9 protein-coding genes are annotated in these 13,281 nt (G+C 41.3%); all 9 read left to right on the top strand.

The features are described 5' to 3' along the window. Positions 1–28: 28 nt before the first annotated feature. The 9 genes from purD (at position 29) to pruA (ending at position 13,153) form a co-directional block, all read left to right on the top strand. The gene (gene purD, locus QGM71_RS12620; RefSeq protein ID WP_327607913.1) at positions 29–1,291 is read left to right on the top strand and encodes a phosphoribosylamine--glycine ligase; all 1,263 of its coding nucleotides are present in this window, start codon (positions 29–31) and stop codon (positions 1,289–1,291) included. A gap of 347 nt (positions 1,292–1,638) precedes the next feature. Beyond that, a complete protein-coding gene (locus QGM71_RS12615; protein ID WP_327607912.1) occupies positions 1,639–3,381 on the top strand; it encodes an adenine deaminase C-terminal domain-containing protein in 1,743 nt (580 codons plus the stop codon). Positions 3,382–3,427: 46 nt separating this feature from the next. Continuing rightward, positions 3,428–4,480, top strand: coding sequence for a DUF3048 domain-containing protein (locus QGM71_RS12610; protein WP_327607911.1), 1,053 nt, complete (start codon positions 3,428–3,430; stop codon positions 4,478–4,480). 22 nt (positions 4,481–4,502) lie between these two features. Continuing rightward, a complete protein-coding gene (locus QGM71_RS12605; protein WP_327607910.1) occupies positions 4,503–4,805 on the top strand; it encodes a YerC/YecD family TrpR-related protein in 303 nt (100 codons plus the stop codon). A gap of 581 nt (positions 4,806–5,386) precedes the next feature. After that, positions 5,387–6,058 carry a heptaprenylglyceryl phosphate synthase gene (pcrB, locus tag QGM71_RS12600; protein WP_327607931.1) on the top strand — a complete coding sequence of 224 codons (672 nt, stop codon included), beginning with the start codon at positions 5,387–5,389 and terminating at the stop codon, positions 6,056–6,058. 49 nt (positions 6,059–6,107) lie between these two features. After that, positions 6,108–8,327 (top strand): DNA helicase PcrA, encoded by a 2,220-nt coding sequence (pcrA, locus tag QGM71_RS12595; protein WP_327607909.1) that lies wholly within the window; start codon positions 6,108–6,110, stop codon positions 8,325–8,327. 13 nt (positions 8,328–8,340) lie between these two features. Continuing rightward, complete coding sequence (gene ligA / locus QGM71_RS12590) at positions 8,341–10,353, top strand: NAD-dependent DNA ligase LigA (protein ID WP_327607908.1); 2,013 nt, start codon at positions 8,341–8,343, stop codon at positions 10,351–10,353. 5 nt (positions 10,354–10,358) lie between these two features. Further along, complete coding sequence (locus QGM71_RS12585) at positions 10,359–11,468, top strand: CamS family sex pheromone protein (protein ID WP_327607907.1); 1,110 nt, start codon at positions 10,359–10,361, stop codon at positions 11,466–11,468. Between the two features lie 137 nt (positions 11,469–11,605). Beyond that, positions 11,606–13,153: an L-glutamate gamma-semialdehyde dehydrogenase gene (pruA, locus tag QGM71_RS12580; protein ID WP_327607906.1), complete on the top strand. Its 1,548-nt coding sequence runs from the start codon at positions 11,606–11,608 to the stop codon at positions 13,151–13,153. The last annotated feature ends 128 nt before the right edge of the window (positions 13,154–13,281 follow it).

Below are 13,281 nucleotides of genomic sequence, written 5' to 3'. Positions count from 1 at the left end.
AACCTAACTACCCAAAGGGGGCGTTCTGATGAATGTACTAGTCGTCGGAAGAGGCGGACGTGAACATAGTATTATTATGAAACTGGCTGAGAGTGAAAAGGTGACCAAACTATTCGCTGCACCTGGAAATGGTGGGATCGAGCGGCATGCTGCATGTGTTGCAATTGACGAAATGGATAGTGACAGTCTCCTTGATTTCGCAAAAAGAGAAGCGATTGACCTTACCATCATCGGACCAGAGAATCCGCTGAATGCAGGAATTGCCAATAGATTTCAAGAAGAAGGTCTGGCAGTGTTCGCACCAACAAAGGAAGCTGCTCTATTAGAAGGCAGTAAAAACTTTGCGAAAGAATTTATGATGGAATATGAAATCCCAACAGCTGCTTATGCTACATTTACAGACACAGAAGCAGCAAACGCCTATATAGAGGAAAAGGGAGCTCCAATTGTAATCAAAGCAGATGGCCTTGCTGCAGGAAAAGGGGTTGTTGTTGCAGAAACAAAACAACAGGCCTTGGAAGCGGTAGAGCAAATGCTGGTCTCTAAGACATTTGCAGAAGCCGGAGCAACCATTGTGATCGAAGAGTTCCTCGTTGGCAAGGAATTCTCACTGATGGCTTTTGTACATGAAAACAACGTGTACCCCATGGTTCCAGCAAGAGATCATAAACGTGCCTATGATAATGATCAAGGTCCGAATACAGGTGGGATGGGCGCCTTTGCCCCTGTACCAGATGTTACAGCAGAACATATTGCTTTTGCTACCAAAAAAATATTACAAAAAACCGCAGATGGATTAATGAAGGAAGACCGCCCTTTTACTGGAATACTGTATGCTGGCTTAATCATGACAGCAGAAGGTCCCAAAGTTATCGAGTTTAACACACGATTTGGAGATCCGGAAACACAGGTTGTTTTACCACTGTTGAAGAATGACTTGGTGCAAGTACTGACAGATGTTTTAAAAGGGGAAAATCCTGAACTGGAATGGGAGGAGAATTCCTGTGTTGGGGTTGTCCTAGCCTCAGAAGGATACCCGGCAGCTTACCAAAAGGGGATAGCTATTCCTGATCTGTCCTCACCAAAATCTTTTACTGTTCATGCAGGAACGAAGTATGATGGGGATAAACTTGTATCGGATGGTGGGCGTGTATTGCTGGTTGGAGCCAAGGATTCAACATTGGAAAAAGCAGCAGATAATGCTTATGAAACTTTAGGATCTATTGATCATACGCAAGGGTACTTTTACAGAAAAGATATTGGAAAAACGATCGAAGCCACCTCTAACTAAGGTGGCTTTCTTTTCATTTCATTTAAAACTAACTCCTCTAGTGCGTTGTTATAGAAAGAAACTAGGATCTAGAATCTTGTCAGTAGCATATAGCACGGCTCTCTACCAACGCAGCTGGAATAACTTTCTTTAAGGGCAAGATAAACTCCATGAAACAAAAGCTTTACTTAGATACGTTAAAACCGTACCGAGTAAAGAAAACCGCTCTTTTACAACATTACTTATCCGATAAATCAGATATATCATCACATTGTCACAAAAACTTCACTGTAAACACACTTACTTTACTGTGTTAAAGCGAAAGATATGATAAAATAGAGAAAATGGAAAATTGGAGAGTTGTTTTCATGTTAGAGAATGGACATTATTGGAGAAACCGTGAACTTAGACAACATGTCAGGGTAGTAGATGGATATGATGCACCAACCCTGGTTTTAAAAAACAGTACTTATTTAAATGTGTATACAAAACAATGGTTACAAGCGAATATTTGGATTTATAATGATCGTATTGTATATGTGGGAGATAAACTTCCTGAAAGAATGGAATCAAGTACAGTAGTAGATTGTAAAGGGAACTTTCTGGTACCAGGCTATATGGAGCCGCACGCACACCCATTTCAGCTATATAATCCAGAAGTATTAGCAACTCATGCAGCCAAATTCGGGACAACAACTTTAATTAATGACAGCCTGATGTGGCATTTTTTATTAGACAAAAAGAAAGCGTTTACTTTACTTGACGAGTTTAGTAAACTACCTGTCTCCATGTACTGGTGGGCACGTTATGATTCACAAACAGCTTTGCAGGAAGAAGAGGCATTGTTTAATACCGAAGAAGTTTTATCCTGGATAGCTCATCCTTCTGTTATACAGGGCGGGGAATTAACTTCATGGCCAAGCCTGCTCACTGGAGATGATAGATTGCTATACTGGATTCAAGAAACGAAACGTCATGGAAAGCCGGTAGAAGGACATTTCCCAGGGGCTTCTGAAAAAACATTAACAAAAATGAAATTACTGGGGGTATCTGCAGATCACGAATCGATGACCGGCGAGGAAGTAATCAGAAGACTGCAGCTGGGTTATCACGTTGGCCTGCGCTATTCCTCTATCAGACCGGATTTACCTGAGCTTATAGAAGAAATTCTTGCAGAGAACCTGAAAGCCTATGATAATCTTACGATGACAACGGATGGTTCTACCCCGGGATTCTATGAAAATGGATTAATGAATGTATGCATAGATATTGCTATCAAAAAGGGAATCCCTGTTGAGGACGCTTACCGTATGGCCAGCTATAACGTAGCGAGGCATTATAATCTGGAGGATCAATTAGGAAGTATTGCTCCGGGCCGTGTTGCTCATATTAATATTTTAGAGGCAAAAGATAATCCACACCCGGTAAGTGTATTAGCTAAAGGACAATGGATTGTAAAAGAAGGCAAGGTTCAGGAACCAACATCTGAAATAGATTGGAAAAAATTCGGGATAGATGAACTTACATTTAATTGGGATCTACAGGAGAAAGACCTGCAGTTTTCATTACCAATCGGGCTCGACATGGTTAATGACGTTATTATCAAACCATACGCTATTGAGACCGACATAACATTGGAAAAGCTGCCAGTGACAAATAATGATGCATTTCTATTATTACTTGATCGGAATGGCGAATGGCGGGTTAACACAACACTTCGCGGGTTTACGAATAAATTAGGAGCAATTGTAAGTTCTTATTCGACGACAGGAGATATCGTTCTGGTTGGTAAAAACAAGCCCGACATACATCTGGCCTGGAAGCGTATGAAGGAAATCGGGGGCGGAATTGTGTTAGTTCATGAAGGTGAGGTATTGTTTGAAATCCCGTTGAAACTGGGGGGAATCATGTATAATGGAAGCATGAATGAACTAATAGAAAAAGAGAAGCAATTAAAAGCATACGTTAAAGAATTCGGCTATGCATTTAATGATCCTATCTACAGTATTCTGTTTTTGTCTTCAACCCATTTACCTTATATACGAATTACTCAGCAAGGAATAATAGATGTAAAGAAAAAAGAAGTTCTATTTCCAGCCACCATGACTTAGCGTATAATAAACTTGTAGAAAACTTTTATAAAAGGTGTTGGGGGACATGAGAAAGTTAGTTTGTATGCTGCTTGTGGCATTTCTTCTTGTGGGTTGTTCTAAAGATGAAAAAAAGGTCCAGGATAATGAGCCAAAAGAGAATAACGTAGAAGAAAAAACAGATCCACCAAAAGCAACGGAGGAATTTGAAAATATTTACCCATTAACTGGGATGGGAACGAACAATGCAGTAGATAACAAGATCGTAAGTGTGATGGTGAATAATCACCCATCAGCGCGCCCACAATCAGGCTTATCCAAGGCAGATATCGTTTTTGAGATTTTAGCTGAAGGACAAATAACGCGTTTACTTGCTTTTTACCAAAGTGAAATGCCAGTAGTAGTGGGACCTGTCCGCAGTTCCCGTGAGTATTATTTTGAACTGGCGAATATGTATCAGGCTTTGTATGTATATCATGGAGCAGCCAATTTTATTAATGACATGATTAAAAACCGCGGAATTGAACATTTAGATGGAGCCATTTATGATAATGATGGTAACCTGTTTAAGCGCGAATCATTTCGGAAAGCGCCGCATAATTCATACTTGCAGTTTGGGGCAGCATATGACGTTGCAGAAGGAAAAGGTTATGAGACAACCGCGGAGTATGAGCCTTTAGCATTTTTAGCAGCAGATGAATTATCGGATTTGTCCGGTGACCCGGCAGAACAGGCAGAGATCGCTTATTCAAAAAACGCTATATATAATGTGGAATATAAATATGATGACAGCACCGAAAAATATACTAGATTCAGTAACCAAGAAGAAACAGTAGAACTCGACACGGGAGACTTGATTGAATTAGACAATATATTCATCATAGAAACGAGTCATCAGGTTATTGATGATGCAGGCCGTCGAGCAATTGATCTACTATCCGGCGGAGATGCTTATTTAATCCAAAAAGGTATTGTCCAGGAAGTTCAATGGGAAACCCGTGATGGAAGAGTTATTCCAGTCAGAGATGGTAAACCAATCGGCTTAGTACCGGGAAAGACCTGGATTAATGTCATACCAGCCAATCCGGGATTACAACAAACTGTAACCATAACAAATTAGTTTCAAAGCAGGAGGTTTCGCCGTGCAAATCGATAAATTACGTGGAGAACAATTGGATCAGTTATTTGATGCAATTCTATCGCTGAAAGATCGAGAAGAATGTTATAAATTCTTCGATGATATCGCTACAATGTCAGAGATCCATTCCATCTCACAACGACTGCAGGTTGCAAAAATGCTGTCAGAAGGAAGTACGTACAATGTTATTGAACAGGAAACGAAAGCTTCAACAGCTACAATTTCCCGAGTTAAAAGATGTATCAATTATGGTAACGATGGCTACAAAATGGTTCTGGAACGTATAATGCCTGGGAAAGCTGAATAGCAATAAGTGACCGCTGCCTGCCTTGGCAGCGGTTTTTTAAAAAGGTAGGAAAGTGTAAATTTTTGGCTGCAATTAGTTCTTAAACTTAAACAGCCACGTCCAGCTCCAAGCGCCCATCACCTAGTGCCCTTCCGGTCTCTTCTTAATCTAACTCAACATAAACCAATTCGTTACGGGATAAGGAAGGCCGACTAAAACCGGGCTTTGCGCCCAACGTCGGCATACCCCTATGAAGGGGCATGTTCCCTTTTAGATGAACTTGACTTATCGCCAGAAATGGCGAAAGTCTAAGTGAATCTTATACTCTGGAGTGAATCTCCTGTTGCAGTGGAAGATCGACTAACTACGCCGCCTTGCGCGGCAACGTCGCCCCACCCACGATGCGCGGGCGCAGTTCGTACGGCAATAAACGGGCGCCCTTCGCTTTTGTTCATCACACCGGCATCTCCAAAGCACCCTTACTTTCTTTTCTAAAAGAGACCGTAAAAAAGATTGACCATATCCCTAAATTCCCTGAGCAATTTTTGGTATAATAAACTAATGGATAAAAATGATGGAGGATTAGAACTTTGTATAATACAATGAACGAATGGAAGCACGTGTTTAAGCTTGATCCAGCTAAAGAAATTTCTGATGAGAATTTAGATATGATCTGTGAGTCTGGTACCGATGCAATTATAGTTGGCGGAACTGACAATGTAACATTGGATGGTGTATTAGATCTTTTATCACGGATTCGCCGGCACACGGTTCCGTGCATCCTGGAGATCTCCACAATGGAAGCTATAACCCCAGGGTTTGATTATTATTTTATTCCCATGGTAATGAATTCAACAGAGAAAAAGTGGATGATGGATATACAGCATCAAGCGATTAAGGAATACAAAGATATTATGAACTGGAACGAGATTTTTGTAGAAGGATATTGTATCTTGAATGAAGAGGCAAAAGCTTTTACTCATACAAACAGCTATTTACCGGATGACGAAGATGTAACAGCATATGCTTATATGGCTGAACATGTATTTCACTTGCCGGTTTTTTATATGGAGTACAGTGGAAAGTATGGAGACCCGGAGCTTGTTGAAAAAGTAAAAGGTCAGCTGGATGAAACAATGCTATTTTACGGTGGTGGAATAGAGAGCAGTTTCCAGGCACAGGAAATGAAAGAGCATGCAGATGTTATAGTTGTTGGTAATATTATTTACACAGATATAAAAAAAGCAATTAAGACAGTTGGGGCAATAAAGTAGAAATTCCTCAGTTGAAAAAAGAATACTATGGATTCAAGGCGGTGTAAAGATGAGTCAAACAACAGATGACTTATTAAAAGGATTAAATAAAGAACAGCGAGAGGCTGTTAAACATACAGATGGCCCTTTACTTATTATGGCAGGTGCGGGTAGTGGAAAGACGAGAGTTCTGACACATCGCATCGCTTATTTGCTTGGCGAAAAAGACGTGGCAGCAAGGAACGTATTGGCCATAACGTTTACGAATAAAGCAGCACGTGAGATGAAACAGCGTGTACAAAAGCTGGTAGGCCCCGAGGGAGAATATATGTGGGTTTCCACCTTCCACTCTATGTGTGTTCGGATTTTGCGACGTGATATTGACCGTATCGGTTACAATCGCAACTTCACCATATTGGATAGTGGAGATCAGCTATCCGTTGTGAAGCAAATCTTAAAAAACCTGAATATCGATCCGAAAAAATTTGATCCACGCGCAATGCTTGGACAAATCGGCGCTGCTAAGAATGAACTGATCACCCCAGAAGAATTCAGTAATAATGTCGGTAACTTCTACGATAAACAGATTGCTCAAATCTATGTAGCATATCAAAAAATGCTCCAGAAAAACCAAGCACTCGACTTCGATGATCTGATCATGCAGACGATTCATTTATTTAAAAGGGTTCCGGAAGTACTTGAGTATTACCAGCGCAGGTTTCAATATATTCATGTGGATGAGTATCAGGATACGAACCATGCACAGTACTTTCTGGTTAAGCAACTGGCCAGCCGGTTTCAGAACCTTTGTGTTGTCGGGGATTCAGATCAATCAATTTACCGATGGCGCGGTGCTGACATTTCAAATATTCTTTCGTTTGAAAAAGATTACCCAGCTTCACGCTCCGTATTCTTAGAACAGAATTATCGATCAACGAAATCAATTCTGGCTGCAGCCAATAAAGTAATTGGAAATAACACCGGACGTAAACCGAAAAATCTGTGGACAGATAATCCGGATGGAAAGAACATTCATTATTATCAAGGAGCAACAGAGCAAGAAGAGGCCCTGTTTATTACAGATGAAATCCAGGAGCTTACACTCAAAAAAGGTTATAAACCAAGTGACATTGCTATTTTATATCGAACCAACGCTCAATCCCGTGCGATTGAAGCAACTTTTATGAAGTCGGCTATATCTTATCAGATGGTCGGAGGACATAAGTTCTATGAACGAAAGGAAATTAAAGATTTAACATCGTATTTACGATTAATTACTAATCCTGAAGATGACATAAGCTTTGAGCGTGTGGTAAACGTGCCGAAGCGGGGAATTGGAAAGACCTCTATTGATCGATTACGAGCTCATGCAGATGCACATGATATCTCCTTTTATGAAGCCGTTAAAGAAGTTGATTTTACTGGCGTATCCAAAAAGGCTGCCAATGCATTAGCAGAGTTTGGCAGTCTAATACAGACCTTATCACAACAACAGGAGTTTCTAACTGCTACAGATATGGTTGAGGCTGTTTTAGAGAGAACCGGCTATGAACGCATGCTGAAAAACGAACAAACCATCGAATCCCAGAGTCGTCTGGAAAACTTAGAAGAGTTTATGACAGTTACACAGGACTTTGAAAAAACCTCAGAGGATAAAACCCTAGTAGCTTTCTTAACTGATCTAGCATTGATTGCGGATATTGATAAGGTTGATGAGGAAGATCCGGATAATCAGGAGAAAATCACGTTAATGACGTTACACGCTGCAAAAGGATTGGAATTCCCGGTAGTCTTTTTAATCGGTATGGAGGAGAATGTTTTTCCACATAGTCGTTCGATGATGGACGAGGAAGAAATGGAAGAGGAACGAAGACTTGCCTATGTGGGAATCACCCGGGCTGAACAAGAGTTATACTTAACTCATGCAAAAATGCGTACACTATTCGGCAGAACCAATATGAATCCGATCAGCCGTTTTATAAACGAAATTCCGGAAGAGCTGGTGGACGGGATAGAACAAGCGAAGAAATCCATGTTCGGCGGATCCTTTGTACAGTCTCAAGGTCAACCTGCTCCCATAAAACGAAAAGCAGAAAGAATGCAGAAGACAACCGGTGCAGAAAGTGAAGCATGGGGAACTGGAGATAAAGCAAGTCACAAAAAGTGGGGTATCGGCACGGTTGTTAAAGTGCAAGGTAAAGGAGAAGCGATGGAGCTTGATATTGCCTTCCCAGCCCCAATAGGAATAAAGCGCGTACTGGCAAAATTTGCCCCAATTACGAAACAGTAGGAGGTGCTTGGTCATGGATAAACAACAGGCACAAGATCAGATGAAAGCATTAAGTGAATTACTGAATCAGTACAACTATGAATACCATGTGCTCGATAAACCAAGCGTTCCGGATGCGGAATATGATAAAAAAACCCAGGAACTTCTTAAATTGGAAGAGGCATTCCCAGAGTTGATCTTGGATGACTCCCCTACACAACGTGTTGGTGGAGAACCATTAGCAGCTTTTCAAAAAGTACAGCATGATGTGCCAATGCTCAGCCTGGCAAATGCGTTCAATGAAACAGATCTACATGATTTTGCTCGTCGGGCGAGTCAGGGGACAGATAAACCGATTACTTTTGTGTGTGAGTTGAAAATAGATGGACTGGCTGTTTCACTGACGTATGAAAACGGGAAATTTGTGCGGGGTGCCACACGAGGTGATGGTACCATTGGTGAAGATATTACAAGTAACTTAAGAACGATACGCAGTATACCTTTAAGCATAAAAGAAACAGAATCATTGGAGGTGCGTGGAGAAGCATTCATGCCCCACAAGTCCTTTCTTGCTCTGAATGAAACGAGAGAGGCGAATGAGGAAGAGCCTTTTGCAAACCCGCGAAATGCAGCAGCAGGATCGTTAAGGCAACTGGATCCGAAAATAGCTGGAAAACGTAACCTGGATATTTTCTTGTATGGGGTTGGCGAATGGAAGACAGGTTCACCAACGACCCATAGTGGACGACTGAAAAAACTAAAAGAGCTAGGATTTAAAACCAACCCGGAGTGGAAAAAATGCTCAACCATCGAAGAGGTAATTGAGTATGTTAATTATTGGACAGTAGAGCGCCCTAATTTAAACTACGAAATTGATGGCATTGTTATTAAAGTAGATGATCTGGATCAGCAGGAAGAATTAGGCTTCACGGCAAAAAGCCCGCGCTGGGCGATTGCCTATAAATTTCCGGCCGAAGAAGCAGTTACAAAGCTGACAGCTATTGAATTAAGTGTTGGGAGAACCGGAGTTATTACACCAACTGCTATTCTTGAACCTGTAAAGATTGCTGGAACGACTGTTCAACGTGCCTCCCTGCATAATGAGGACTTGATACGTGAGCAGGATATTCGGATTGGTGATGCCGTTGTGATTAAAAAGGCTGGAGACATCATACCGAAAGTCGTTCGTGTAATAGTAGAGAAACGTCCAGAGGGATCCGAAGAATTCCATATGCCGACAGATTGTCCCGCATGTAGAAGTGAATTAGTGCGGCTTGAAGAGGAAGTTGCATTGCGTTGTATTAACCCGAATTGCCCTGCCCAACTAAAAGAAGGGCTGATTCACTTTGTTTCCCGCAATGCTATGAATATAGATGGGCTGGGAGAAAAAGTAATCATCCAGCTCTTCCAGGAAAAGCTGATTCGTACCATGGCTGATTTATACCGTCTTGAAAAAGAGGAATTGCTTAAGCTTGAGCGTATGGGGGAAAAGTCAGCAGATAACCTATTGCAGGCTATCGAAGCTTCGAAAGAAAATTCCTTGGAAAAACTATTATTCGGATTAGGAATTCGATTCGTCGGATCCAAAGCCGCTAAAACACTGGCAGCACATTTTGAAACCATGGATAATTTACAGCAGGCTACCTATGATGAGCTGATCGCAATAGATGAAATTGGTGAAAAAATGGCAGACTCAGTTGTACAGTATTTTTCCGAACAAAAAGTAATCGATCTGATTCAGGATCTAAATGAGTTAAACATTAATATGAAGTATAAAGGGCCAAAGCAAAGCACTCAAACGGAGCTCACAGTGTTCTCAGGTAAAACAGTCGTGTTAACAGGAAAGATGGAAAACTTTACACGTAATGAAGCGAAAGAAGTGATCGAAACAATGGGTGGTAGTGTAACTGGCAGTGTAAGTAAAAAAACGGATTTTCTCGTTGCTGGCGAGGATGCAGGTTCCAAGTATGATAAAGCTGTCGAACTTGGGGTTGATGTTTGGACCGAAAAGCAGCTGCTTGATGCAGTTGAAAAACAAGGGGTGTGAAAGCGATGAAAAAAATAAGTGTCTGGCTAATTGCTGCTGCACTCCTGTTCATCACGGGGTGTACACCAAATGTAAATGATGAAGAAGTTTTACAGAACGATGAAGCAGAGGAACAAACGTCAATTGTACCCAGCTACCAATTGTCCGAAGAAAACTACAAAATGATATTGCCATACCGCCCCAGCGAGGCCAGAGGAGTAATTACAAACCAAATCGCAAACCGATTGGATATTGATGAGATGGAAGAAGGACTGAGACGTCATTCCAAGGCTGTGTATGATCCAGGTAAATACTTCTTTGAAGAAGGTCAGTATTTGAAAGAAGATATGGTTTATCAATTGATTACGGATTTAAATCCAAAAATTGAAAAAGGATCAGACAAAAAGGTATATGAAGAAAACCCACGCTATTTATCGCATATTCTCGAACAAAATTTCGTAGAGAAACAGGATGATAATTCGGTTGAACTGGTGGGAATGTCTATTGGATTGGCATTAAAGTCAGTTTATCGCTTTCAAACAAAAACTGGCGGACCATATTACTATGAGGATATTCCGCAAAGTGAAATGATGGAACAAGGAAATGAAATTGCTCAAGAAGTAGTTGAGCGAATTAGGGAGATGGATGGCCTGCAGAATATCCCTATTATGATAGCCTTATACCGCGAACAAGAGAGTGGCTCCCCTGTTCCTGGGAATTTTGTTGCAAAAACGAATGTCGCGGGTGGGAGTGCGTCGATCGGTGGATGGGATGAAATTGATGAAGAGAATATTCTTTTCCCATCAAGTGAAGGTAGAGAAAAGTATTTTGACGATCATGAAACCGTGACAAACTTCGGAAACGAGGTCGCTCAATACTTTCCAAACTATGTTGGTGTAATTGGTGATGGTTTTTATATCAATGGTGAACTACAGAAGCTCACCATAGAAATACCAATTGAGTTCTATGGTAAAGGGGAGGTTGTAGGGTTTACCCAATATACGTACGGCCTGGTTCTGGATATGTTTCCTGATTATTTTGATTTAGAGATAAATATAAAATCGAGTAATAAGATGGAGAGCCTAATTTACCGCGAGGCAGGAGCAGAATCGCCTACCGTTCACATTTTTCATTAGATAATTATGGCTTAACCTACAATAATTGAAGTACAGTAATAATTGGGTTAAAATATAAGGTGGACGTGCTCCACCTTTGCATTTCATGTAAACGCAATCATAGGGGTAAATATGCATAATCTAAGGAGGTTTTTTTCATGGTAGTACCGTACAAACACGAACCATTTACAGACTTTACAATTGAAGAAAATAAACAGCTTATGCTGGATGCGCTTAAACAGATCGAATCAGATCTTGGGAAAGATTATCCACTGATCATTGGTGGCGAACGTATTACAACCGAGGATAAAATTGTTTCCGTAAACCCGGCAAACAAGGAAGAAGTGGTAGGCTATGTTTCGAAAGCAACGAAGGAATTAGCTGAAAAAGCAATGCAGGTTGCTGATGAAACGTTTGAAACATGGAGAAAAACAGATCCCAAATTCCGTGCAGATATTTTATTCCGTTCCGCTGCAATTGTACGCCGCCGTAAATTCGAATTTACCGCACATCTCGTCAAGGAAGGCGGTAAGCCATGGAAGGAAGCTGATGCAGATACGGCAGAAGCAATTGACTTCCTTGAATATTACGGTCGCCAAATGCTCGAGCTTAAAGATGGTGTGAAAATTGAAAGCCGTCCGATTGAGTTTAACCAATATAACTATATTCCACTAGGGGTAGGTGTCGTTATTTCACCATGGAACTTCCTATTCGCCATCATGGCTGGAACGACAACCGCGGCAATGGTTTCTGGAAACACCGTCTTGCTTAAACCAGCAAGTACTACGCCAGTAATTGCCTACAAATTAATGGAAGTGCTTGAAGAAGCAGGTATGCCAGCAGGTGTAGTGAACTACATTCCTGGACCAGGAAGTGAAGTTGGCGACTACCTTGTAGACCATCCGCGGACACGTTTTGTAAGCTTTACAGGCTCACGTGATGTTGGTACACGTATTTTCGAACGTGCGGCAAAAGTGCAGGAAGGTCAAAAATGGCTGAAGCGTACGATCATTGAAATGGGCGGAAAGGACACGATTGTAGTTGATAACGAAGCAGATCTCGAATTGGCTGCACAATCTATCGTCCAATCAGCATTTGGCTTCTCTGGTCAGAAATGCTCTGCATGTTCACGTGCCGTCATCCATGAGGATGTATATGATCAGGTAAAAGATCGTGTCGCAGAATTAACGAAGGAATTATCAGCTGGGGATCCATATGACAACTCTCACTTTATGGGACCAGTCATTGACCAAGGTGCCTATGATAAAATCTCAAGCTACATTGAAATTGGCAAAAAAGAAGGGAAACTGCTTGCAGGCGGCGATGGAGATGACAGCAAAGGCTGGTTCATCAACCCAACTGTATTTGCCGATGTAGATCCAAACGCACGTATTATGCAGGAAGAGATCTTCGGACCGGTTGTTGCATTAACAAAAGCAAAGGACTTTGATGAAGCAATTGAAATTGCAAACAACACCGACTATGGCTTAACAGGCGCTGTGATAACGAATAACCGAACACATCAAGAACAGGCACGTCAGGATTTTCATGTTGGAAACCTTTACTTTAACCGTGGCTGTACAGCCGCCATTGTTGGCTACCAGCCATTTGGCGGGTTCAATATGTCGGGAACAGATTCCAAAGCAGGTGGGCCAGATTACCTAATTCACCACATGCAAGGTAAAACAACGTCAGAAATGTTTTAGTAATGAGTAATTAGTCACACTATGTCGATTAGCCCCTTTTTAGCAAAATATGCTTAAAATAGGGGCTAATTTTCCTATTCCAGGAAAGTTGGAAAGTTTTTAGGGCGATAACAGCCCTATACATCCTA

It is taken from the genome of Virgibacillus tibetensis (assembly GCF_036026595.1).
GTDB classification, from domain to species: Bacteria; Bacillota; Bacilli; order Bacillales; family Amphibacillaceae; genus Virgibacillus_P; species Virgibacillus_P tibetensis.
This window is presented reverse-complemented; position numbering and strand designations above follow the sequence as displayed.